Here is a 26,341-nt window from a genome sequence, read left to right on the forward strand (position 1 = left end):
AATTGAGCAATAGTTTAAAAACTCTCCTCGTTTCTTATCGACTGATAACTTAATTATTATCTTTACTGCAAACCAATATCAACCCATATGCAGTTCGACCGTAAGCAAAAAACCGATTCAGAGTTATTGGAAATCTACAAACGCTTGGTTTACCCACGCATGGTAGAGGAAAAGATGCTGATCTTGTTGCGTCAAGGTAGAATTGGTAAATGGTTTTCGGGCATTGGGCAAGAAGCAATTGCAGTTGGCAGCACTTTAGCCATGCAGGGCGATGAATATATCCTGCCAATGCATCGCAATTTAGGGGTTTTTACTACTCGAGATATTCCGTTAAAAAGATTGATGGCGCAATGGCAAGGTAAATTAACTGGCTTTACCAAAGGCAGAGACAGGTCTTTTCATTTTGGCACTCAGGAATATAAAATTATTGGCATGATTTCGCATTTGGGTCCGCAAATGGCATTGGCCGATGGCATTGCTCTTGCAGATTTAATTGCTGAAAGACCAAAGGCAACACTCGTTTTCACGGGCGAAGGCGCCACAAGCGAAGGAGATTTTCACGAAGCCATTAACGTAGCCTCTGTTTGGAATTTGCCTGTTATTTTCTTAATTGAAAATAATGGCTATGGCCTGTCTACCCCAATTAACGAACAGTTTAAATGCAAACATTTAGTAGATAGGGCCATTGGCTACGGCATTGAAGGCGTACAATTAGATGGCAACAACATTCTGGAAGTTTACGATAAATTAAGTGCATTGGCGGAAGATATTCGCAAAAATCCAAGACCTATTTTGGTAGAGTGCTTAACTTTTAGAATGCGTGGCCATGAGGAAGCTTCTGGTACAAAATACGTTCCGCAGCACTTATTTGATGAATGGACACAGAAAGATCCAGTAAAGAATTTTGAAGATTACCTATTGGATGAAGGTGTTTTAACGGAGAGTACGATATCAGACCTTAGAAACGGTTTTAAAAAACAAATTGACAGTGAAGTTGAAGCAGCTTTTGCTGAACCAGAACCACAAGCAAATTCGGCGCAGGAACTAAGTGATATGTATTATCCTTACCAAGGTGGTAGCTTCGCTCCGTCTGCATCTACTACTGAAAAGAGATATTTAGATGCCATTACTGATGGACTGCGAACAGCGATGCAACGTCATCAAAATTTAGTATTGATGGGGCAAGACATTGCAGAATACGGCGGTGCTTTTAAAATCACAGATGGCTTTGTAGCTGAATTTGGCAAAGCTAGAGTTCGAAATACACCAATCTGTGAATCTGCCATTGTTGGCGCAGGTTTGGGTTTATCTATCAACGGATATAAGGCTGTGGTAGAAATGCAATTTGCAGATTTCGTGACTGTTGGTTTCAACCAAATTGTAAATAACTTAGCTAAAACGCATTACCGCTGGGGCGAGAAAGCTGATGTAGTAGTACGCATGCCTACTGGTGCCGGTACAGGTGCTGGACCGTTCCATTCGCAAAGCAACGAAGCTTGGTTCACCAAAACTCCCGGACTAAAAATTGTTTATCCAGCTTTTCCTTATGATGCGAAAGGTTTGCTAATTGCTGCCATTGAAGATCCAAATCCAGTCATCTATTTTGAACATAAATATTTGTACCGAAGCTTAAACGGACTTGTTCCTGATGGATTTTATACTGTAGAAATTGGCAAAGCTAATACTTTGAAGCAGGGCGATCAGATCAGTATTATTACCTACGGTTTAGGTGTACATTGGGCGCTAGATTATTTGAAAGCTAATCCAGCTATTTCTGCAACCTTGGTAGATTTAGTGAGTTTACAGCCCTGGGACAAGGAAGCCGTGGCGGCAGCAGTTAAAGCTACAGGAAAGGTTATCGTTTTACATGAAGATACATTTACCAACGGTTTTGGATCAGAAATAGCTGCATGGATTAATGAAAACTGCTTTGAGCACCTTGATGCACCAGTAATGCGTTGTGCCAGCTTAGATACCGCTATTCCAATGAGCAAAGTATTAGAAGACGATTTCTTGGCAAAAGCTCGCCTGGGCGAAACCATCGAAAAACTGCTTAACTATTAACACCAACCAACCCTAAAAAATAAAATTGCCCTAACATATGGAAACGATGAGCGTTAATCCAGATGATGGGCAATAATAATTGAGCGTTATTAAAATGACGGATTTAATATGGTTGTAAAAATATTCATTTACAACATCTAAGCATAAAATGTGACTTTTTTTCACATTTTCGCATTTGATGAAATTGTATCTTTAGTCGATTCACTATGATACGCTTTTATGAATATTGGTAAAATCTTAAGAAAACTTAGAAAGTACAAGGGGGTTACGCAAGAGAATATTGCCACATTTTTAAATTTGGAGCGTACCGCTTATGCCAAACTAGAAAAAGATAAAACGATGTTGAGGCTTGATACCGCAAGGTTGATCGCAATTTTTTACGGATTTGAACTACATTATCTAATTTTATGTTTAGAATATGAGCATTACGTAAACAGCAGTACTACGCAACGTTTAATTAAAGCTCAAAAAGACAAAGAATTGTTGTTCGATAGCAAATCGTCTAACCAAATGAACTATTCGGCGTAAACTTCCGCCAGTGGATTAAAGAGGTAAATCTTTCCACTATCTAAGCAAGTACAACGAAAACGCTTTCTCACCCGCTCTCCCTTCTGAAATCTTCTCCCATCTTTCAAACTAAAAATAGTATTCAATGGCAACTGTTCTACATGTTGTGTTTCTTCCTGCTGATCATATTTTTTCAAAGCCCTTGCTAGCCTCAAATCCGTACAACTAGATGCCGCAGGATTATTTAAATAAGCAACAATGCTTTGGTTAACATCAGGTGGAAAAACTTCTAAATCAAAGAATGGCTTCATCATTCTTTTAAAGTTAGTCTTCCATTCGGATCCATGTGGCTTCACTTTGTTCTTATGATCATTCCAAGTGAGCAAATGTGCAAACTCGTGCACGGTTGTTACCAAAAAAGCGTAAGGATTTAAATCGTTATTAACGGATATTTTATGTCCATTACCCTTAAATGGATGCCGGTAATCTCCTAGTTTAGTCGTTCTATTTTTTGATATCTTAAACTCACACTGGAAATAATCTATCCACTTAGCGATAATAGGCGCTGCAGATGGAGGCATATATTGTGCTAAAACATCCTTCTTATCCAAAGCTTAATCGTTTAATTGTTTAAACTGTTTAACTGAAATCGACAATTTAACAATAAGGCAATATAGCAATTTACTTTAAAAGCTGATACGCAATTAATGCTGCCACATAAGCCATAACGGTCATGTAAACCAATTGGATCATTGGCCATTTCCACGATTTGGTTTCTCTATACACAATAGCAACGGTACTCATACATTGCATCGCAAATGCGTAAAACAGCATCAATGAAAATGCAGTGGCAAGGGTAAATATGGGCAATCCAGTTTCAGGATCTTTCGCTGCAGCAATTTTATCACGTAATCGCAATTCTCCATCCTCATCATCAGCACCTTCAACACTGTAAATTGTAGCCATGGTGCCCACAAAAGCTTCACGAGCAGCAAAAGATGTAATTAAAGCAATGCCAATTTTCCAATCGTAGCCTAAAGGTTTAATAGCTGGCTCAATTGTTTTACCAATAATGCCCGCATAAGAGTTCTCCAATTTCTCTGCAGATCGATCTCTTTCTAACGTTGCTAACTGCACTGTATCCGTAGAGCTAGCCTCAATAGCATCATATTTCTTGTCTATTGCATCAAAACGATCACCAGGGCCGTAAGTAGACATCACCCATAAAATGATTGAAATAGCAATAATCACTTTACCTGCTTCAACCACGAAAGTTTTAGATTTCTCATACATCGTAAACAACACATTTTTCCAGCGTGGCATACGATAAACAGGTAACTCCATAATAAAATATGAACGCTCTTTTGCTTTGATGATGAATTTAAAAATTAAAGCCACCAAAACTGCGGCAACTATGCTAATAAGGTACATACCCATCAAGGTTAAACCTTGTAGATTCAATATGCCTAAAACTTTCTCATCGGGTACTACCAAAGAGATTAACAAGGTGTAAACTGGCAATCTGGCCGAGCAACTCACCAACGGCGTAACCATAATGGTGATGATCCTGTCTTTCCAACTTTCGATGTTACGAGCACTCATGATGGAAGGAACAGCACAAGCAATACCACCAATCATAGGTACTACAGACTTACCGCTAAGCCCAAATTTACGCATGATCTTATCCATCATGAAGGTAACACGAGCCATGTATCCAGTATCTTCTAAAATAGAGATCAGGGCAAAAAGTATCGCAATTTGAGGGATAAATATTACAATACCACCTAAACCAGCAACTACACCATCTAGCAAAAGATCAGTAAATACACCTGCCGGAAGGTTTTCATGCCCCCATTCTGTTAACCATGCAAATCCACCCTCAATTAAATCCATCGGTACAGATGACCAAGAGAAAATAGCATTGAAGATGAAGAAAAGGATAAAAAAGAAAATAATAAAACCCCAAATTTTGTGGGTTAATATCGAATCAAGCTTATCTGTTAACGTGAATTTTTTCGCAGCTCCTGTATCAGTAACTACATCTGTTAGTACTTTACTTAAATGCTTATATCTCGCTACAGTTTCCTCTCCTTGCAATTTTACTGTGTCGAAACTATTGCTAATTTCTATGGCTTCAATTTCTTGCTGCTCTCTTTCATTGAAAAAACCTAAATGCTCATGCTGATGTAATACTTGTAGTGCGTAGTAATTGTTATCTGTCCCAATTTTTTGCTTCACCGCTTCAATAGCAGTTGGAGCAAAATCGCTAGCATTAATGGTATTGTTTTGAGTGGCAATATTAGTAGTTTGCGCTATCGCATCTTTCAGCACATTTATACCCTCTCCTCTTCTGGCGGATATATTAACCACTTGTACACCTAAACGTTCAGCAAGCTTGTCAGCATCTACATTGATACCCTCTTTCTTGGCCATATCTGCCATATTGAGTACCAATAACATTGGGATACCCAAATCTGCCACTTGCGAAAAAAGCAACAAATTACGACGCAAATTGGTGGAATCTGCCACCAGCACAATTACGTCTGGATAACTTTTATTGTTTTTATCTGCCAGTACCTGAAAAACAATACTTTCATCCTTACTTTTTGGGTACAAACTGTAAGTTCCAGGCAAATCAATAATTTCTGCAGTTTTACCAGATGGCAACTTACAGTAACCGGTTTTCTTATCAACGGTAATTCCTGGGAAATTTCCGATTTTTTGATTTAATCCTGTCAGAAGGTTAAATAGGGTAGATTTTCCGGTGTTCGGATTCCCAACTAAAGCAACTTTTAAATCAGCCAAAATATTATTGAATTATAATTACAGCAGCCTCTGCTTTGCGTAAACAAAGTTGATATCCAGCTACGCGAATAGCGATAGGACAACCAAGAGGAGCACATCTTTCCACTTCAACAACTTCGCCGGGAAGGCAACCCATTTCCATTAATTTTACTGCCATCTCAGTATCTGTGAAAGAAACGATGGTTGCTTTTTGGCCTGGGTTCAATTGTGAAAGTGTCATACAAAAATCTTTACCTACACGCATAAAAATGCAATTTTATGCGCTGTTAAAACTGTCGCAAGTTAACCCTTATTTATAATAAATCAAAATAAGGAAATGTAACAAAAAGGTAAAGAGATCAAACTAACCAAAACGAGTAACCTTGTCTAAACCAGCAATTATACGTACCTTTACACACTACTATCCAACCACTTATGAATACGATTCAAAAATTATCGATCTCATCCTTACTCCTTATTGTTGTTTGCTGTTTGAGCTGCAAAAAAGACAAACTAGTTACCAATGTTAAGTTTCTGGGACATAAAGGAGCTGGAAGTAATTTCTTTAACGACGTGCACATGGAAAACACCATTCCCTCTTTTGCACAAGCCATAGAAACCCTTGATGGTGTAGAAACAGATGTTGCCATGAGCCTAGACGGGACCATTTGGATGTATCATAACCAAGATGTAAACGATTATGCATGCGACGAAGCACCCGAGCGCTTTATACCAGCAATGCGTGATGAGGAACTGGAGCAAATTATGCTTTGCCATGAAGATAAACAAGATAGGATTTATAAATTCTCTGAATTGGTTAAATTTTGGGAAAGCAGGGGTAAAAACTTTTACATCTCGTTAGATGTTAAACCTACGTTTCCATCTTGGGTATTTGAAGTGGCTGGAGGTCGTTCTAACTATTACGACAAGTTTGCGGCAAGTTTAGCTAGCCTACCTAGTTCGGCTGAGGGAACCGAGAAAATCTTTCTAGAATTCGATAGTCCACGCTTTTTATCGCAACTTAAAACATACGGAACAACTGAGAAAATGGTAAGATATTACACTGGCGATGGCGGTATGCAAGCTCATATAAACACGGCATTAGCTAGGGGTTATGATGGAGTTAGTGTTGAGGGTATCAAAGCTACTGCCGAAGAAGTTCAGCAGGCGAAAGCTGCTGGTCTTAAAGTACAACTTTGGACACCTTATTTTAGAGATGAACTAAGACCTGTTGTTGCAAAAGATCCAGATTTTATCCATACAGATAACATCCACGCCAAAAAGGCACTGAATATCGCAGAATAAAAAAAGGCTATCTAAAAACTTAGACCGTCATTTCCTTGAAAGGATCCTAATGTGAAAAATTAGTATCGTATCAAGATTGCCAGTCGAGCCGGCAATGACGACTGTTTTAGACAGCCTCTTTTATATATGTTTAAAGCCCTTACATTCTTCCAGGGCCACCCATTCTAAAGCTTCCTGGTCCTCTGCCCTGTTGTTGTTGCGGGTTCATGCCAGCAATGGTACTTAGCGAGTAAGTAAACGAGAACATGAAGTAACGTTTAAGTACAATAAAGTTTCTATCTACGATCTCGTTGGCATTTGCTGTACGTATTACCCCTGTATTTTCATTAAACAAATCGTTTACAGATAATTTAAATGTACCCTTGTTTTTGAAAAACTGACGGCTAATGTAAGCATTCACTTGTGTAAAATCTGTATTTGCTGGACCTCTACCTGTTAAGCTGTTATACGTAACATCGGTTTGTAGCCTGATATTGCCAGGAAACATATAGCTGATATCGATATTTGGAGATAACGTGTAGAAGTTCGTTGTTTCACCAACAGTATAAGTACCATGATCCCATCTACCAGAAACACCAGCAATTAAATCAAATTTGTCTAGGTTCGAAACTAATTTATAACCATTTCTAACACCAAAATTATTGGTCACATTTTCTATGCCTCTCGTAATATTAGTTCCTCTACTTGCTGATAAACCACCATCAATCTGTAAATTCAGCTTGTTTCCTTTAATAATAGGCAAGCCTAGGTTACCGAAAAGGTTAGCATTGTAATTGCCCTTAACGTTTATAAAACCCGTTTCGATTTTACCAAAATCTAGCGAACTTTGATCTGTAATTACACGCTGCGTATTACCAAAATCGTTAAATGTTTGCGTAATAAAAGCCCCTAAAAACAAAGTACGGTAACTAGCAAAATCAAAGTTATTATAGAAAATCCTCAAATTATTTGAGAAAGATGGTTTCAAATCTGGATTACCTGCAGGAACACTTCTGGTATTTGTATTATCTCTTACTGGCTGAATTTGGTCTATACTAGGTTGATTTGTTCTACCATCATAACGGATATTTAAACGTTTGTTATTACTGAAGTTGTACCTAAATTGAGCAGAAGGTGTAATGTTAATAAAATTTTGAGTTAGCAATCTACCAGTGGTAAGGTTGTCATTTCTACGATTAGTCTGTAAGCCTGCTAATCCTATATTCCAGTTATACTTCTTTTCATTCTTATTAAAACTAAAACCTACTGAATTCGTTAAGGTTGTATTTTCAAATTCGTTACTGTAGTCAATATCTATAATGTCATATTGCTGCGTTACATTGTTGAAATCATAAACAAAACGTTTCCTGTTATCGTGCATATAACCATTTTGATAGTTTAGCTCCAAGCTCAAAGTTTTAGATAAAGGTTCCGTAAATACCAATCTTGCAGTGTTGCTAAAAGAATTTACTTTGTTATCATTTAGCTGATCCAAATCTTCAATTCTCACACCGTTTGGCGATGTTAATGTCCAAGGGTTTCTATTGAAGTTATTAGCATCGTTATCATTAATTGAAGTATTGATATTTAAAGACAACGTACGGCCTCTACGCAAAAATTTTCTTCTAATTAAGATATTGTTGTTGATAGAAGGTGAAGTAGAAGCAGTAACATTGTTTTGTGTTCCTACTTCTAGACCAGCAATAGTATTCTGCTCGTAATCTTTAAAACTATTCGCTGAATTGCTAGTGTACGAAATATTAGGCTGAATTCGAATTGAAGTAGCCGAATCCAACTTCGTATCAATCATGAAGTTTAAACGGTGATTTAAACGTTTGGTATTACTTTCTGTATTATCAAAACTTGATGCTGTTTCATTACCAATAAAACTTTGTGAATTTGTGGTACTTCTATTGAATAGAGATGTTTTATTGAAAAAGTAGCTTCCGTTAAATTGCGTACCGTCGTCGTAAGTATCTGCAAAATCTATACCTGCTGCACTTGTAGTGGTAATACCTTGTTGCTGCTGACCACCACCGCCGCCACCAAACATCATTCCACGACCACCGCCGCCACCGCCAATACCACCACCAAAATTCTGTTTGTTTACGTTATTGAATTGACCAAGCAATGAAATTCTTTGTGAACCATCAAAACGGTTAACGTTGATATTTACATCATGGCGTTCATCTGTACCATAGCCTACTGTACTGTTACCAATATATCCTTTATTTTTAACGCCGTTTTTGGTAACTATGTTTAAGATTTTCTCACGATTACCATCATCAACCCCAGAGAATTTAGACTGCTCAGACATATCATCAATAATCTGGATTTTATCAACCATATCAGCAGGTAAATTTCTGGTAGCCAACAATGGATCGTTACCCATAAAGTCTTTACCATCTACTCTTACCCTTTTAATGGTCTCTCCTTGCGTAGTTACAGTACCATCTTTAGAAACCTCCACTCCTGGAACTTTCTTTAAAAGGTCTTCTACTACCGAGTTTTCTTTCACTTTTAAAGTAGCTGCATTAATCTCTAAGGTATCTTTCTTAACTACTACAGGAGGTGTTTCTCCTTTAATTTCAACGCCTTTAAGGGTAACGCCGGTATCTTCCATTAACAATTCACCGAAGTTAATACTCGGCTTTGCAGCAGTTAACTCGAAATCTCTATTTACAGTTTTTAAACCGAGATACACTACATATAGGCGATACTTACCTGCAGCAATATTATTGATAGAAAAGGTTCCATTTGCATTGGTAGAGCCTGCACCAACTACGGTAGAGTCTGCACTTAATTTTTTGATTGCTATGGAAGCATAGTCAATAGGTTGTTTATCTTTTTGGTTAAGCACCTTCCCACTCACAGTTCCCTGCGCCTGTGCAAAGGCCAAATTAGCTAGGCAGAGCATAGCTACAAATAGTAATCTTTGTAAATGTTTATTCATTGATGTTTTTAGAAATAATATTTTTTTGAAATTACCTAATCAGACTACACAAAAGCGAAAAGGTTTGGCAAGGAGCTCGAAAAACGTGGTAACAATTTAAATACAACTAACTTTATCGTTACAAAGAAAAGAAGATGATTCACAGGAAGATAGGCTTATATCGCTTTAAAGCTAATTTGATTAACTTTTGGGCATTTACAAGTAGGTTTAAAGATACTACAAGAGTTGAGCAGGATTAAAAGAAAAAAAATCCAAATCAGATTAAACCTTTTCTTAATCATCTCATTTTGTATTAGCAACGCTATTTTCATTGTAATTTGACAGGTGCAACAACACATAGCTAAACACTGCCATTAAGCAGCCAATCATGTCACAAGCGAAGTCCCACCACTCTGCAGAGCGATAGGTGAATACCTTCCATTGTAGCAGCTCTATTCCTCCACCAATTATCACAGAAATCATGATGATTTTAAAAATAGTTAGCGAACGAAAGCTGTAGTTGTGCTGGTATTTTATTTTCCCGTAGAAAAGTAAGATGGTTAGCACATAGAAAAAGCCCAAATGGGCTAGCTTATCGAAACCTACGAAGAAAAAACCTGAATTGCTACCGCTAGATAGATCTATATTACAAAGCACTAAAGTAAGTACTGTCCACAATATGGCCCAGCGTTGGTACCTTAGTGCTTTGAAACTGGCCATTATTTTATGCGCCAATTAATGCTTTGTATTCGTCTGCGCTTAACAAACCATCAACGTCAGCTGCATTAGCCAAAGTAACTTTAACCATCCAGCCTTCGCCGTAAGGATCAGAATTTACTAACTCAGGGTTGTTGTTTAACGCGTCGTTAACTTCATCTACTGTTCCAGCTACAGGCATGAAAAGATCAGACACTGTTTTAACCGCCTCAACTGTACCGAATACTTCTTCTGCAGCAACTTCAGAACCTACAGTATTGATATCGATATAAACAATATCACCTAATTCTCTTTGAGCAAAATCGGTAATACCAATAGTTGCAACATTACCAGATACCGAAACCCATTCGTGGTCTTTAGTGTACTTTAATTCTGATGGAAAGTTCATTTTTATATGATTAAGTTTTGTTTCTACTTTTCTTTAACGAAAACATTAAGCTTTTAAAGCTCTTTTGTTCTCGGTGAATTGACAATGTCAAAGTTAATAATTTTTGTTGTGGCGAAAAATATTTCTGCGTTGGCAATATATTATCACCAACATAAGAAATCCTTTCTTTATGATTAGTTTAACGTTGCTCTTAAGCTAAATCCAAAGTTACTAAACGATGTATTGAACGATTGTGAAGTATAAGGCTTGGTGATATTAGAATCGTAGAACAATCTTACATTAAAACGTTGGTTCAGCACATAGTCAACACTTGGGCGCAGGGTAATGTTTTTCGCACCAGACGAAACTTCTGCTTCGGTAATATCGGCTCTGTAAATTACCGTCTTGTTATCTCTAACCGAAACATCAAGTTTGAAATCCATATTATTATCCATCTTCAGATCTTTAAACAATCCGAAAGGAAATCTGAATTTAGTGGTGCGATATCCCAATCCAAACACCAAGTTATTCTCCGAAAGATGTGCCAACTGACTATTTGCCAAACTTAAACCTAACAACCTTGTTTTATTGATCTCGAAATTTAAGGTCATATTGTTTTTTAAGCGGGTATCGATACCTACCAAGGGCGCAAACTGTTCTGAAATAGCAACCTGAGCAAACTGATACAACGGCAAGAAATTACCATTAACATCAATGCTACTTACTGCCCCATTGGTTTCTTCATATTTTAATAAGGTGTTAAAACCATTAACGCTATATGTAGAACGATAGCCATGTCTTAAACTTACCTCAGAAAAACGGTCGGCAATGAAAGGGTATTTCGTTAATCCTGCGTAAGTTAAACGCCAGTTTGGCAAAGGTATTCTTGGCAAGCTGTTCAAACTTGATGAACCAGGATCTTTACCTCTGTAAGCTGCTAAAAACGCTAACACCACCACATCTTGCGAGCTTTTATCATAACCAGCAGCATAACCATTCACAACACCGCCAGAATTAGGGTTTAATGCTCCCAACCTTCTAGAGATCACCTGCCTATTGCTCATAAATTCGTTAAATACGCTAGACAAAGTTGCACCGCTCTTATCTCTAAATGCTGTACCAAAGGTGATGGTAGAAACGCTATAATCACCCGTTGTATTTGGACTTAGGTTGGTAAATCCACCAGTTGGTGTATCATATTTAAAGTTGGTAGAATAGTTAAGCGTTCTGTTTTTGGTTGCCGTTAACGTTACTTTCAAATCACGCAGTGGCTCTATAGTACTGGTTAACTGGAAGTCTTCACGCATTGTATTCACGTACAATTGCATTTGCTGCTCGTCTAAGGTAATCCAACCGTTATTAATTGCCATCAACCTAATATCTCGCTGACTACCAAACACAAATCCCAAACCTGGCGCTCCCATTTGATCCATACCAAAGAACCTTGTTTGAGGTAAATATCCTGGCAAGAAAGTACCTTTAGTTTGCGTAAATGCTACGTTTACATTTTTAACGCTGGTAAGCAAACCAACCATAAAATTAGAAAGCTTAAATGTAGTATCCCTGTTGTTCAATGTTCGTCTAATAAAACCAAACTTGTTGTACAACGAAACCATGTTTAAGGTTGGATTTACCTGTACTGTTCTAGAGTTTTGAACTGTATTTCCAAGATCAATTGTTGGATCGTTTAAAGTTGCCAAAGCTTCGGTTTGCCAAGTAAAGGTAGTACCGTAGGTGGTAGCAACGGTCATCCAATCCATGTATGGAATTTTGCCGATTGGCCAATTGTACCTTACATTTAAGCTATGGTTGTAATCGGTGGTACGGCCCAAATTCTTCAGGTTGTTCCACACGATATCTCTCTTAATTCCGTCGATACGACCATCTGGCTCATCAATAATTGAGTAGTTAGTTGCATCAAAATCTAAACTTAAAGACTTGGTTAAATCCCATGCAATACCGTAAACCCTAGTCATCAAGAAGTTTTTGTTGAAGGTGGTACCAATTCTATTGGAAGGGTCATTGAGAGGAATAGCATTGTTCGGATCGTTATTTCTCAAGGTATTTTCAGAGTAAAAACGGTCCAGATCTAACCTAAAATTGATCGAATTTGGCACCAAGGTGAAGTTGAAATCCTTCAATAACTTTAAAGTATTAGATTTAATGAGCTTATCAAAAGGCTGATAATTCTTAGAATTATAGCTATAGTTATAAGCTAACGAAGCCTTGTAGGTATTTTGGATAGTAACTTCATTGATAAAATCGCGGTGCGAAATTTTACTCTGCGCATAGGAAACGTTGAAGTTTTCTATATCCCACAACCTTACCTTCGCATCTTCAGCTACCCTATCCTTTCGCACGTTTGTAAAAGCCAAACTGCTACGGGTGGTATAATCTTGGGCAAAGTTTAAGATAGAATCACGTTGTGATTTTGAAGCATTATCTAACGCTTTAGACAATTCTATATCTGGAGTACGAGGATCAAATTGTGGTGTAGCTACCTGCTTAGAATAGCTCACGTACATTGGGATTTTAACACCACTTTTTTGCGGCAGAAACTTCCCAAGCTCCATATTAGATGATAGATCAAACGACTGGTTTTCTGACCTGCTACGTTCGCTCACCTTGCTATCGATAGAACCGAAACCAATGGTAGATCTTGTTCCAGAGACGTTAACATCTGCAAAATCGGCCAGTTTCATACTCATTCTGCCGGTAGCTGCCCATCCGCCGCGTTCATCAAACTCTGTTAAACGCAATTCATTAAACCAAACCTGACCGAATTTTTCTAATCCATCATCATTTGCTGGCGAACCAACAGCACCTCTCAACGGATTTTTCAAACCAAGCATGTAAACGCGAACCTTACTCATGTCTGGTTGCCCTTTCACGATAATTGTGTTTACTCCATCCGTATAGCGGAAAGGCTGATTAACTGGCCAGCCGCTTTGATTACGAGCAATTTTAGCTCTCTGGAACAACTCTAGTTCAATATCAATTTTATTGTCTTCTGGCCAAATGGCATAAGGATCGCTTGTACCCGGATTAGTAACTCTTAGTGGTTTGTTGTATTCGTAATAGTTATCATTGTTATCGGTACCAATTCTTATAAACGCATTAAGGTCATTATTTTCTAAAGGATGAATTCCATCTCCCTCTAAATGGACGTACATTTCCAATCGTTTGTAAGATCGGAAATCGTTGACTGCGGTTTTAAATGCTGCTCTACCATATCCATCTCGTAAATTTTTGACGATTAATGATAACGATTGCTCATTTTGGCGAGTATCACCTCTGTAGTTACTAAAATCTCTTTCTCTCTCGATACCAGGAGGCACAACATAAGGTATTGGCGTTCTTCTTCCGTTTTCTTCGATATTTACCGTTCCTAATTCCAGAACAGAATTATCAGCCGATGGCGTTAAACCCAAACTTGGATGTGCAATTACTTTGTTGCTCTCGTTCTTTACGTTGTACTGTCTCCACTCACCCCTTACAAATTGGATTTTTGCAAATCTCAATACCGCAGTATCGGCAAAATCGGTCATGAACATCCTTACAAAACGGATAGATTTAAAATCTTGGATAGATCCAAAAGCTCTTTCATATTGTGCTATTGGCACTCTGATTTGATACCAAGTCGCATTCTGCGTTTGTCCGTTAGCCAACTTCACAGAAGAAACCACTTTGTCGGTTACGAAGCCTTGTCCAACCTGCAAATCACCCGGACGAATAGATATTTTGTACTGAAAATATTCATCAGAAGGGGTCATGTTGTTATCACGATTTACGTCCTCCGCATCTGGTAAAGCAGTTGAGGCAGAGTTTTCCAAACCTAGCTCTTCTTGCGATTGTTGAGAAGTTTTCGAGTTGCCTTCTAAACCATTAAAATTCATGTAACGCTTTAAAATGCCAGCACCCTCTTGGTCAAGTGCTCCACCTCTAAAATAAGAATAATCATCTGATGAAGGGTCGTTATCAAAAGCCGCAGCAGCATCTGGATTTAGAATGGCTTTAATTTGAGCAATAGCAGATTGATAGTGAACAAATGTTCTTTCATCTGCATTTGACAATCCATCTAAACCAACATCTTGTGCTCTACGAACATTAGGGTCATTATCAAAAACCTGAATTACTGGCTGTAACTTTGCCACTCTACCCCATTGTGTTTCATCATATTTTGAGGCATCGCCGTTTCCTGGCAGGGCATTCTCCATCGATTTTCTGCCATCCTTCAAAATATCCTCAGAAATATTACCAAGGTTGAAATACAAATCTCCACCTTGCGAACCTGGCTTATACATGAATGGATCTAGTAACCAAAGTTCGATATATTCGATATTGTTAGCTTCGAAATCGTTTACATCTACCCTACGCATTAAACCGCCCCATCTGCTACGTGGATTTTGCAAGGTACCATTCGGATTAAAGCCCGTAGTGGTGAAATTATATGGTCCACGCAATGATGGATAATAAGCTAAATCTAAAGTCTGCAAAGTAATTGCTTGGCCAGTACTGATCTGTTTGAAAGGGAAAACTTCGGTTTCTAAAATTTCTCTCACATAGTGATTAGATAACTCGTTCTTGTTGTTACGCAAATTAGCTGGTAATTGTCCCTGCCCACCTCTTCCATAAAAAATTGGGTCGATGTTGTAAAAGGCAATTTTTGCACGGTTGTAGCCGTAACGCAGATCATCATTAAATATCGATTCGGGGAACATTTGCGGTGTGCCCGAAATTTGCCAAGCAATGGCGCTCTTCAAATCAATTACCGAACGTGAGGCTTCGAAATCATCGATAAAACTAGTACCACCTCTACTACCGCCCATGTTTAATGCCGATGGATGCCCAGGAACTAATTGCGCAAATTCTCCATAGAAACTGATGTTAGACTTCTCTTTGGTTGAAATGAAAGGAAGTTTATCAACCATCTTCGTTAAAAACCTAGATGAAGAGGTGTAGTTTACATCCATTCCCCAAATAGAGTTGGAAATCGGTTCTTCACCGAAATTTACTTTTGGCGTAATCGGGCGTTCGGTGAGGTTCATAAACGTACCTCCAATATTTAACTTATTGTTCACACGATAATCGCCTCGAATACCAAATAAAGAGCGCTGTTGCAAACCAAAAAGCTCGTTATTTTCTGTAGAAATACGGATAGACTGCCCCGAGCTCAACAAAGCAGTGTTCAGGATTTTCACCCTACCACTCATGTAATCTACAGTGTAATCGTTACCCTCAATCAACGGAATGCTGCCCATAAAAACCTTTACAGAACCTTCTGGTACGTTGATAGAGTTCAAGCTAAATTCAGAAGAAATTTCTGATTGATAATGTCCTTTGAGGATATATCTGTCTTTACCTGGGAAGTTTTGTTGTGCTACCACTTTTGTAGAATCGTACAGTTGCGGATAGGTGTATTTTTCGATCAGGTTAGCTTCACCAGCGTTAAACTGCGCTGCCAACGATTCGCCAAATGGCTCTACAAATGGGAAAATGATACGTCCATTTTGCGGATCGATGGTGATGTAACCACTAATGCTATTTGTTAACGACGTAGCAGAAGCGCCACTACCAAAATTCGGATTATTGGTGGTTCCAATATTACTTTGTGCCGAAGCAAACGGACTATTTTGAGATTCAAAATCAAAGACACCATCTGGCTTAGCTTCCCTTTGCGGGTTTAACCGATCTAAACCAACGGCCTGTACCCATATCTTGTTTTGTGTATTTGCACCTTCAGTAATCACGGCACGCTCAACGCCAGAAGTTTCATCAAGCCTAAAAACATCTAGTCTAAAATTCTGGTTACTGATTTGATAACCACCAATGTTATAAATGTTTTTCATCATCAAATCCCAAATTGGCAATTGAGGTTTGGTAGTTTCGTTTTTCAACAACTTGGCAAATAGAACATTCGGGTTGTTTTGATCGAAAGGTACATCGGTTGAAAACTCTCCAACTTGATATTCTCTCCCGTTCTCCGTGTAGCGATAAGCCACAGCCAACAATTCATCGGTATTTAGCTGAACGTTTAAAGAGATATAACCCAGTTGTGGGTGTATTGTAAATTCTCTATCCGTTAGTTTACGGGCATAAGTTATTTTAGCAAAGTTATCTGTTCTACCCAACAAAGCATTGTCGGTAAAGTAAGTCATTAACGCTGGGTCGTTAGATAACCTGGCACCAGCAGGCAAGCTTGCTAATAAGTTGTTTGATTGTGCAGGGAAATTTGGATTGGTAAAAGCTGAAGGTTGTACCGAACCTCCTCCAGTAAATAAGCCACCGTTTGCCGTCGAATTGAGCGGTGCGTTTTCAGCCAGATCCATAAAACCAACAACGTCTCTCGAATCGGCGGTATTACCCGTTTTATTGGTGATCCAAACTTCGATCTTGGTAATATTAACACCCGATAAAATTGCTGGCGGTTTGCTCAACGCAGTGTTATATCGATTACGGAAATACTGCGCCAAAAAGTAGTGCTTGTTCGCTTCGTACTCGCTACCACTAATTCGGTAATCGTTTTGCTGCGCTCCGTTACTAATTTCTATCTGTTTAGATTGAGATTTCTGTTGCGTAAAAACGGTGGTTAAACCCAACTTACCAAATTGCAACTGCGTTTTGATACCAAAAAGTGCTTGTGTGCCCGTAATGAGCGAAGTATTTAAAGGCAAGCTGACGTTACCAGCTTCAATTTTTTTGATGATGTCATCTGGCCCGCCAGTGTAATCTAGCTTGATCTGGTTTTCAAAATCGAACTGCGCCTCGGTGTTGTAGTTCATTTTGATTTTCATCTTGGTACCGATGTTACCTACCACATCCATTTGGATACGTTGCGTGAAATCAAAATTGCTTTGTACCCTTTGGCGCTCGTTGAAAAGTGGGTTTTCGTTCTTATTTACTCTGCCCAAAAAAGTCAACTCGGCCTCACCACTAGGTTGAATATCGATGGTAGTTCCGCCGAAAATCTTTTCGAACATCCTACTATTAATCTTCACCTCTGGGATAATTCCTGTTTTACGGATATCATCTATCTCCTGGTTAGAGAACAAACGCCAGTTTTCACGCTTGATATCGCTATTTACCATGCGTAAATACTGCTCTACTGTAAGATATTGTGGCGGCGTATAGAGTTTATCGCCAATGCGTTCTGTAATTACATAACGATTGTTAGCGGCATCGTACTCTACCTCTCGCTTAATATTTTCTGGGAGCTTAAAAAATGGATTGCTAAAGTTGCGCAATCCCATCCATTGTTTTTCTTTTGGGGTAAATGTGTTCTTGGCAGAGTCTATCCTAGACGCCGTAGTATTTACTTGCGAGAACGATTTTTGGCCCATGCATAGGCCTACCAATAAAACAAAATAGGTAAGTTTGTTTTTCAAATATGGTTTGGTTTATTATAAATTCTTCAAAGCTTGTTTGATCATTTGCTCGACAGTCAGTTCACCATCAGCTTTCTTCATCACATTATCCAAAGCTTTCTCCGCCACCTGTTTGCCGAAGCCAAGCATGATCAAAGCAGATAACGCTTCATCTTTAATTGTATTGTGAATTGGCATAGAAATTAATGATTCTATACCTTCTTTTTTTAGTTTGTCCTGTAATTCTAACACTATACGTTGTGCCGATTTAGCACCAATGCCTTTAATTTTTTGTATCAATGCCACATCTGCATTCACAATAGCTTGCTGTATTTCTGCCGGAGTAATAGACGAAAGCATCATTCGGCAGGTGGTGGGACCAATGCCCGAAACAGAAATCAAATGAAGGAATAGTTTTCTTTCGCCCTCATCTGCAAATCCGTATAGTGTATGCGCATCTTCCTTAACGTGTAGCCAAGTGTAGATTTTGCATCGCTCTGCGCTACCTAAAGCAGCGTAAGTATGAAGTGATATATTGATGTGATAACCAACGCCACCTGCTTCTACAACGATAAAAGTAGGCCCTTTAAAAGTTAGTTTTCCATCTATATAAGCGTACATAATTCCCTATTAAGTTAAAAAGCTAAAAGTAACAGAAACTTTTAGCTTTTTAACTCATTAAATGAAGTTTTTTACTACTTATCTATCTAAATAAGAACTATTTCTTTTTAAACAGACCTCGCTTCTTAGGTTCTGCTTCTTCCTCTTTAGCTTGTACATCTAAAACGGCAATAGTTACCATGTTTACAATCTCTCTAACCGAACTACCTAACTGCACAATGTGAACAGGTTTTTTCAAGCCTAGAAGGATTGGACCAACCGCCTCGGCACCGCCAAGCTCTTGTAACAATTTGTAAGCAATATTACCCGATTCTAAGTTAGGGAACACCAAAGTATTTGCTGGTGCATCTGCCAATGTGCTGAAAGGGAAATTGTCTTTTAACATTGCGTTGTTGATTGCAAAGTTTCCTTGCATCTCACCGTCAACAATAATATCTGGATATTTCTCGTGAAGAATTTTAACAGCTTTTCTAGTTTTCTCTGGAATAACACCGTCATTAGAACCGAAGTTAGAATAAGAAAGCATTGCTATACGAGGTGTGATGTTAAACTTGCGCACCGATTTCTCTAACAGCAAAGTTAAGTCTACCAATTCTTCTGCGGTTGGATCTACGTTTACCGTAGTGTCACCAAAGAAAACTGGTCCTTTTTCGGTCATCATCATATACATACCAGCCACACGCTTAACGCCAGGCTCTGTACCGATAATTTGCAAAGCAGGCTTAATGGTAGTTGCATAGTTTTTGGTCAAACCAGAAATCATTGCATCAGCTTCGCCAAACTCTACCATAGAAGAACCAAAATAGTTCCTGTCACGCATCATTTTTTCAGCTTCGGTTACCGATGTCACACCTCTTCTTTGTCTCTTCTCATACAACGATTTGGCATATTTCTGAGTTCTTGCAGGCTCTAAAGCTGGATCGATGATTTGAACACCATCAAGCTCTAATGCGCTTTCCTCAATAATTTGTTGGATTTTCTCTTTGTTACCCAATAAAATTGGAATAGCAATGTTGTCATCCTTAACAATTTGCGCTGCTTTCAAGATTTTATAGTTATCCGCCTCTGCGAAAACCACACGCTTAGGATCTGATTTTGCTTTGTTAGTGATGGCACGCATAATGGCATCATCTGTACCCAAACGCTTTCTCAACTCTTCAGCATAAGCATCCCAATCTGTAATTACCTTACGTGCAACACCACTTTCAATTGCCGCCTTTGCCACCGCCATAGAAACGTTGGTCATCAAACGGAAATCCATTGGTTTAGGGATGATATAATCTTTGCCAAATTTGATGTTTTTGGCATTGTAAGCCATATTCACCGCTTCTGGAACTGTCTTTTTAGCTAGTTCTGCAATGGCACGAACCGCAGCAATCTTCATTTCTTCGTTAATTGCCGTTGCTCTTACGTCTAAAGCTCCTCTAAAAATGTAAGGGAAACCCAAAACGTTGTTCACTTGGTTAGGATAATCTGAACGGCCAGTTGCCATAATGATATCCTTACGTGAATTAATCGCCAATTCGTAAGCAATTTCTGGATTCGGATTAGCCATTGCCATTACAATCGGGTTTTTAGCCATCGATTTTAGCATGTCTACCGAAACGCAATCTGCCGAAGAAAGACCGATAAAAACATCAGAGTCTTTCATCGCCTCTTCAAGCGTATGTAAATCTCTCTTCGTTACAAACTCAGCTTTAATTGGATCAATTTTTTCACGATCAGCACGGATTACACCGCTTCTGTCGCACATTACGATGTTTTCCTTTTTTGCACCTAAAGCCACGTACAAACGCGAACAAGAAATAGCAGCAGCGCCAGCGCCGTTCACTACAATCTTGATTTTGTCCATTTTCTTTTTCTGCAACTCGCATGCGTTCAATAATGCTGCTGCAGAAATAATAGCCGTACCGTGTTGGTCATCATGCATTACCGGAATATTCATTTCCTCCTTCAGCCTACGCTCAATTTCGAAACACTCTGGTGCTTTAATATCTTCTAAGTTTACCCCACCAAAAGTTGGCTCTAATGCTTTAACAATGTTTACAAACTCGTCAACATTTTTGGTGTCTAATTCTAAGTCAAAAACGTCGATATCGGCGAAAATCTTAAATAAAAGGCCTTTACCTTCCATTACTGGCTTACCAGCTTCTGCACCAATATCGCCTAAACCAAGTACCGCAGTACCGTTACTTATTACCGCTACCAAGTTTCCTTTTGCGGTGTATTTATATACGTCTTCTTTGTTATCTGCAATTTTTAAACAAGGCTCTGCCACACCTGGCGAGTAAGCCAAGGTTAAATCTCTCTGCGAAGAATATGGTTTTGTTGGGATTACCTGAATTTTACCAGGTCTGCCCTGCGAGTGATAGTCTAAAGCGTCTTGTTTTCTGTTAGTCTTGCTCATCTTTTGTTTTTTTGTAGCGGTCAAAGTTACAATCTTTTTTTAGGGGATACAATGTGTTTTTTGCTTACGCAAGCAGCTTAATCATTGTAAGCCTTTAAAATTTAGTCGTTGTAATTGCCCGAAAGGACCGAAAAGTATACTATAGATTTTTCTTTTTGAAAAGCTAATTCATAGCTACTATCAACAGAAAGTCCCTCTTTCAGCTATAGTCCTCGCTCCCGCCAAAGGCGGATCGCTGTGGGCTGCCGCCTCAATAGGGTTTAGCAAACAAAAGTCATTGCATAGCACCTAATTTTAAAAACAAAGCTTCGTCGGAAAAAAAAATTCAACATCATACGGCATTTCGAGGAGGTACGACGAGAAATCTAAGAATATGTCATCCAAATTGCTAGATTTCTCTTTCTTTCAGTTATCGAAATGACCACAAGGTGCTTGCCCTACATCACTTTCAACACCATGCCTTCGGTAATTTTTGCAGATTTTAGACCATTCGCGGCTTTTAAACTCGCTACGGTAATACCGTCAAATTTTTCAGCGATGCTAGATAAAGTATCACCTTGTTTTACCTTATAATTCGCAAAGCTTGCTTTGGCTTTTGGTATAACCTTAGACGGAACAGGATCATGGTAAACTTTCAGCTTTTGCCCAGGAATAATTGTAGTTACGTTTAACTTATTCCAAACTTTTAAGTCTTGTACTTCTACCCCATACTTATTGGCAATGGCCGTTAAACTCTGACCTGGAAGTACTTTATGCACCAAAATCTTCGAAGCCGAAACCTCTTTTTTAGGCAAAGTTTTCTTTCTTAAATCCCTAACATCATCTGTTGATGCCAAAATAATTTCTCGGTCTGTTTCTATATCACTATTTAAAACAGCAAAAAGCGGTTCGTAAAACTGGTGCTCTGGCCTTGGGATAACAATACGCTTCGGCGCAATATCCGTTCCGTTTACAATCTTCTTTTTATAACTCGGATTTAGCGCTACTAAAGTTTCTTCTTTATGGTTAATCGCCTCTGCAACATCAGCCAAGGCTACAAAATTTCGCACTTGCACCGTATCTGTTTTGAAGGTAAAAGCATTGGGCTTAGTTACAATTTGATGGATAGGCGCATATTTCATTACGTAGGTTGCTGCAATAAATGCAGGCACATAGTTGCTGGTTTCCTTTGGTAAAAATTTCCTAATATCCCAAAAATTACGAGAACCAGCTTTAGCAATAGCCCTATTTACATTGCCTTTGCCGCAGTTGTAAGCAGCAATAGCCAACAGCCAATCGCCAAGTTCCTCGTAAGCATCTCTAAAGTAAGCCGCAGCAGCGTAACTAGCTTGAATAGGATCTTTGCGTTCATCCACAAAGTTATCCATATTTAAACCGTAAGCTTTTGCGGTACCAAACATAAACTGCCATAAACCTGTAGCGCCAACTCTAGAAACCGCATGCGGATTTAAAGAAGATTCTACTATCGATAAGTATTTAATTTCCGTTGGAATGTTATAAGTTTTTAGTGCCTTTTCGAAAATTGGGAAATAGTAGTTCGAAAGTCCAAGCATATCGCCATACATCGCTTTGCGTTTGGTGTAAATATCGATGTAAGTTTGTACGTACTCATTATAATCTAAGGGAACGGTCTGTTGTATAGAGTCTAAACGCATTTTATACAATAAACTCTGACCAAAAAGCAAAGGCTGTTCTATCACAGGAACGGCAATCGTATCTGTAAGTGGCGCAGTAGTTAACCTATTTAAAATGGTATCGCTTTGGATTTTAACTGGAATTTGAGCTTGAGCGCTGAAAGCAATTATACAACTCAAAATAGTAAGTATCAATTTCCTCATAGGCTAATCTTAAACACCCCGGTCTTCGACCACCCCTCTAAAAGAGGGGAATTTGGGTGATGCTTATTTTAAAAAACTATGTGATAAGTTGAGCAATGCCTGCTCATTAAAATGTTTGGTCATTAATTGGATACTTAACGGCAAACCTCTTTTATTATTGCCCAAAGGCAATGCAACTGCCGGAATACCGGCTAATGAAGCCAATACGGTATAAATATCTGCCATGTACATCACTAAAGGGTCTTGTACATTTTCGCCAATTTTAAAGGCTGGCGTTGTTGCAACAGGGCTTACCAATATATCGTGATCTTTCAGTAACGTTTCTACCTTCTCCCTAATTAAACGACGAACTTTTTGTGCTTTTTGATAGTAAGCATCATAATATCCGGCACTTAAAACAAAAGCACCCAACATAATACGACGTTTTACTTCTTGGCCAAAACCTTCTGCTCTTGAGCTTTTGTATAATTGATTTAAGCTTTGCGCTTGGGTATTGCGATAACCATAATGTACACCATCATAACGAGACAAATTTGACGATGCTTCTGCAGTAGTTAGGATGTAATAAGTTGGCACCAAGTACTCCAATAAGTCAAAAGATACTTCTGTTACTTCGTGACCGTCTTGTTTAAATTTTTCAATAGCACCTAGTACCGCTTCCTTGGTTTCTAAATCAAGCGCATTGCTTTCTATCGTTTCCTTTATTACCGCAATTTTTTGTTTTCCGCCTTGAGATAAATTTTCTGAATATCTAGGCACCTCCAAAGAAGAAACGGTGCTGTCATTTTCATCAGCTCCTGCTAAAACTTCTAATAACAAAGCAGCATCAGCAACTGAAGACGTTAATGTACCCACCTGATCGAAAGAAGACGCATAGGCAATGACACCATAACGAGAAATACGTCCGTAGGTCGGCTTAAAGCCAATGTTACCACAAAAAGCTGCCGGCTGACGAACAGAACCTCCTGTATCAGTTCCTAGCGCAGCCAAACACATATCTGCCTGTACAGCAACTGCAGAACCTCCTGATGAACCTCCCGCAACTCTTTCTTCATCGGCAGCGTTTTTTACCGTGCCAAAGTAAGAGGTTTCGTTAGAACCACCCATTGCAAATTCGTCGCAATTTAAGCGACCAATAATGATGGCGTCTTCGGCAAGTAACCTCTTAACTACTGTTGATGAATAAGGAGAAACGAAGTTTTCTAACATCTTAGAAGATGCAGTAACCACATGACCTTCGTAGCAGATATTATCTTTAATACCGATAACCATGCCCGCCAATCTCCCTGCTGAGCCATTTTCTAGCTTAGTTTGTATTTCTTCGGCCTGTTTTACTGCAGAATCAAAAAACACCTCATTAAATGCATTGAGGTGTTGATGCTGCTCTATTTGCTTAAAATAGTAGGCAATTAGTTCTTTTAAAGTTAGTTGCTTTTGCGCAAGTTCTCCCTGTATCTCCGTTAACGAGGTGTATTTCTTCAAAATCTAAAATAAAGCGTTTAAAAAACTACTTATTGAGGCTTATTGGTTTTGTCAGTAGTAGTGTTTGCAGAAGAATCAACTCCGTCTTTACCATCTTTAAACTCCTTCATACCCTTACCTAAACCACGCATTAATTCAGGAATTTTTTTACCTCCGAAAAGCAATAAAATTGCCACAATAATTAAGATGATTTCGGTTGTTCCTAGCGCTGCTAGCATTGTTGATTGTAACATGACTGTTGATTTTATATATTCAATTTCTTAAAAACGTTATCAAACCGAGCTTTTCGGTTCTTTATCTTCTTTAGTATCTACGGTAGATGTTTCGCTTTGGTTTTCTGAGGCTGCCTGTTCAGGAGCTTCATCATGGATAGAGTGTGAGTGATCTTCTTCTGGTTCACGATAGCTACGGTTTGCATCAGCTTTCCGATCCTCTTCGTCAACATCGAACGAGTTGATATTGCGATGAATTTCTCGCTTTACACCTTCTGAAGCATCTTTAAACTCACGCATCCCCTTGCCTAAACCTCTCGCTAATTCAGGTAATTTTTTACCTCCAAATAACAAAAGTACGGCAATTAAGATGATAATCATCTCGCCTCCCCCCATATTCAAGAACTCTAATAACGGCGTGTTGTACATTTTAAGCTAATTTTATACAAATATAGGGTTTATTTACCCAAATATCCACTTTTAACGGGCTAACCAGCTCTCCGGATTTTGCGCAACGGCACCTCTGTGTATCTGAAAACCCAATTCAGGTACACCGTCAGCCGTACCAGCTACGCCAATGGTCTGTTTCGTACTAACTTTATCTCCTTTACTCACACTCACACTTTGTAAACCTTCATAAACAGTAAAGTACTCTCCATGAATAATCATTACATAAAACCTACCGTACTGTTGAAAAACCGTACTTACCGTGCCATTAAAAACTGCCCTTACAGCAGCGCCTTCACCGGTTTGAAAAACCACTCCGTTACGCATAGCAGTAGCTTGGTCAACCTTATAAGACCCAAATTTACCTGTTATATAACCAGATGCCACAGGAGAAGGCAAGCTACCTCTATTGGCTTCAAAAGCATCCGACAATTTAGCTGCCTCTGGAGTAGCTCTTAAAGCTTCGCTAGCCGTTTTAGGTTTTGCTGCAACCGTTGGTGCTGGTTTATTTTCTGCCTTTGCTTTCGCCGCAGCAATTCTTTCTCTTTCCCTCGCTTCCTCTTCGGCCTTCTTACGTGCAGCAGCAATTTCTCTTGCAATTGCAGCTTGAATCTGTCTATCAATAGCAGCTTGTTGTTGTCTTTTCTTACGAATATCTTGCTGGAAAGCTTTTTCTTGCTTGCTCAACTTGTTAAGCACAACTGTCTGCGCACTTCTGTTTTTATCAAGTTTACTTTTTTCAGTTTCTTCTTCTTTTAACAAGCTGCTCTTGTTTTTTAAAGTTTTATCTAGCACCACAATTTGGTTGCTCAACTGCTTCTCAGTACCTTGAATATAAGCTGCTTGCTTTTTACGATATTGACCAAACTGTTGTAAATATTTGATACGCTTATAGGCTTGGTTAAAATCGTTTGCGGCAAAAATAAACATCATCTTATCGTACGAGTTTCTGTTACGTTGCGCAAAGCGGATCATACCAGCATATTCCTTTTTCAAATCTGCCAATCTTCCTTTTAGATTTTGAACCTTATTGGCATTTTCGTGAATTTGATGATCGAGGTTTTTAATTTCCGAGTTGATGGTAGAAATTTTCTCTTGTCGTAATCTGATTTGCGCTTTAATGGTATTGATTTGCCCTAAGGTTAGCTTCTTACCGCTTGCTGCCTTTTTTAAATTACGTTCGGCTAGTTCAATTTCTCTTTGTAAAGCTTCTTTTTTACGCTTTAATTCTTTACTAGATTGCGCAAAAGCATTAGCGCAAAGACATATAGCAACAATTACAAGGAGGACTTTGTTTAACTTCATTAACCAAAAG

17 protein-coding genes are annotated in these 26,341 nt (G+C 38.7%); 3 read left to right on the top strand and 14 right to left on the bottom strand.

Annotated elements, in window-relative coordinates; translation table 11 throughout:
* Window positions 1-87 precede the first annotated feature (87 nt).
* A complete protein-coding gene (locus AC23ME_RS00115; RefSeq protein ID WP_487725717.1) occupies window positions 88-2,064 on the top strand; it encodes an alpha-ketoacid dehydrogenase subunit alpha/beta in 1,977 nt (658 codons plus the stop codon).
* Window positions 2,065-2,283: 219 nt separating this feature from the next.
* Window positions 2,284-2,592, top strand: a complete 309-nt coding sequence (locus AC23ME_RS00120) for a helix-turn-helix domain-containing protein (protein WP_487725718.1) — start codon at window positions 2,284-2,286, stop codon at window positions 2,590-2,592.
* On the opposite strand, the gene AC23ME_RS00125 is transcribed toward AC23ME_RS00120, so the two are convergent.
* The 3 genes from AC23ME_RS00125 to AC23ME_RS00135 all read right to left on the bottom strand — a co-directional run bounded on the left by AC23ME_RS00125 (window position 2,580) and on the right by AC23ME_RS00135 (window position 5,596).
* Window positions 2,580-3,182: a SprT-like domain-containing protein gene (locus AC23ME_RS00125; RefSeq protein WP_487725719.1), complete on the bottom strand. Its 603-nt coding sequence runs from the start codon at window positions 3,180-3,182 to the stop codon at window positions 2,580-2,582. The genes AC23ME_RS00120 and AC23ME_RS00125 overlap by 13 nt on opposite strands.
* A 70-nt stretch (window positions 3,183-3,252) precedes the next feature.
* The gene (gene feoB / locus AC23ME_RS00130; protein WP_487726728.1) at window positions 3,253-5,379 is read right to left on the bottom strand and encodes a ferrous iron transport protein B; all 2,127 of its coding nucleotides are present in this window, start codon (window positions 5,377-5,379) and stop codon (window positions 3,253-3,255) included.
* A gap of 1 nt (window position 5,380) precedes the next feature.
* The gene (locus AC23ME_RS00135; protein WP_487726729.1) at window positions 5,381-5,596 is read right to left on the bottom strand and encodes a FeoA family protein; all 216 of its coding nucleotides are present in this window, start codon (window positions 5,594-5,596) and stop codon (window positions 5,381-5,383) included.
* 194 nt (window positions 5,597-5,790) lie between these two features.
* Here AC23ME_RS00135 and AC23ME_RS00140 point away from each other — a divergent pair, with 194 nt between their 5' ends.
* Complete coding sequence (locus tag AC23ME_RS00140; RefSeq protein WP_487725720.1) at window positions 5,791-6,660, top strand: glycerophosphodiester phosphodiesterase; 870 nt, start codon at window positions 5,791-5,793, stop codon at window positions 6,658-6,660.
* A gap of 139 nt (window positions 6,661-6,799) precedes the next feature.
* Here the strand turns inward: AC23ME_RS00140 and AC23ME_RS00145 are convergent, their stop codons facing one another.
* The 11 genes from AC23ME_RS00145 to AC23ME_RS00195 all read right to left on the bottom strand — a co-directional run bounded on the left by AC23ME_RS00145 (window position 6,800) and on the right by AC23ME_RS00195 (window position 26,331).
* Window positions 6,800-9,592, bottom strand: coding sequence for an outer membrane beta-barrel protein (locus AC23ME_RS00145; RefSeq protein ID WP_487725721.1), 2,793 nt, complete (start codon window positions 9,590-9,592; stop codon window positions 6,800-6,802).
* 282 nt (window positions 9,593-9,874) lie between these two features.
* Complete coding sequence (locus tag AC23ME_RS00150; RefSeq protein ID WP_487725722.1) at window positions 9,875-10,291, bottom strand: VanZ family protein; 417 nt, start codon at window positions 10,289-10,291, stop codon at window positions 9,875-9,877.
* A gap of 4 nt (window positions 10,292-10,295) precedes the next feature.
* Complete coding sequence (gene gcvH / locus AC23ME_RS00155) at window positions 10,296-10,676, bottom strand: glycine cleavage system protein GcvH (protein ID WP_487725723.1); 381 nt, start codon at window positions 10,674-10,676, stop codon at window positions 10,296-10,298.
* Window positions 10,677-10,849: 173 nt separating this feature from the next.
* Window positions 10,850-17,995, bottom strand: a complete 7,146-nt coding sequence (gene sov / locus AC23ME_RS00160) for a T9SS outer membrane translocon Sov/SprA (RefSeq protein WP_487726730.1) — start codon at window positions 17,993-17,995, stop codon at window positions 10,850-10,852.
* A gap of 60 nt (window positions 17,996-18,055) precedes the next feature.
* The gene (ruvA, locus tag AC23ME_RS00165; protein WP_487725724.1) at window positions 18,056-18,640 is read right to left on the bottom strand and encodes a Holliday junction branch migration protein RuvA; all 585 of its coding nucleotides are present in this window, start codon (window positions 18,638-18,640) and stop codon (window positions 18,056-18,058) included.
* Window positions 18,641-18,737: 97 nt separating this feature from the next.
* Window positions 18,738-21,047, bottom strand: coding sequence for an NADP-dependent malic enzyme (locus AC23ME_RS00170; protein WP_487725725.1), 2,310 nt, complete (start codon window positions 21,045-21,047; stop codon window positions 18,738-18,740).
* Window positions 21,048-21,484: 437 nt separating this feature from the next.
* Window positions 21,485-22,885 (bottom strand): LysM peptidoglycan-binding domain-containing protein, encoded by a 1,401-nt coding sequence (locus tag AC23ME_RS00175; RefSeq protein WP_487725726.1) that lies wholly within the window; start codon window positions 22,883-22,885, stop codon window positions 21,485-21,487.
* A 63-nt stretch (window positions 22,886-22,948) separates the two neighbouring features.
* Window positions 22,949-24,367 carry an Asp-tRNA(Asn)/Glu-tRNA(Gln) amidotransferase subunit GatA gene (gene gatA, locus AC23ME_RS00180; RefSeq protein ID WP_487725727.1) on the bottom strand — a complete coding sequence of 473 codons (1,419 nt, stop codon included), beginning with the start codon at window positions 24,365-24,367 and terminating at the stop codon, window positions 22,949-22,951.
* Window positions 24,368-24,396: 29 nt separating this feature from the next.
* The gene (locus tag AC23ME_RS00185) at window positions 24,397-24,600 is read right to left on the bottom strand and encodes a Sec-independent protein translocase subunit TatA/TatB (RefSeq protein WP_487725728.1); all 204 of its coding nucleotides are present in this window, start codon (window positions 24,598-24,600) and stop codon (window positions 24,397-24,399) included.
* A 39-nt stretch (window positions 24,601-24,639) separates the two neighbouring features.
* Window positions 24,640-25,008, bottom strand: coding sequence for a twin-arginine translocase TatA/TatE family subunit (gene tatA / locus AC23ME_RS00190; RefSeq protein ID WP_487725729.1), 369 nt, complete (start codon window positions 25,006-25,008; stop codon window positions 24,640-24,642).
* 51 nt (window positions 25,009-25,059) lie between these two features.
* Complete coding sequence (locus AC23ME_RS00195) at window positions 25,060-26,331, bottom strand: murein hydrolase activator EnvC family protein (protein ID WP_487725730.1); 1,272 nt, start codon at window positions 26,329-26,331, stop codon at window positions 25,060-25,062.
* Window positions 26,332-26,341 lie beyond the last annotated feature (10 nt).

The organism is Pedobacter sp. T50_32, from assembly GCF_057652195.1.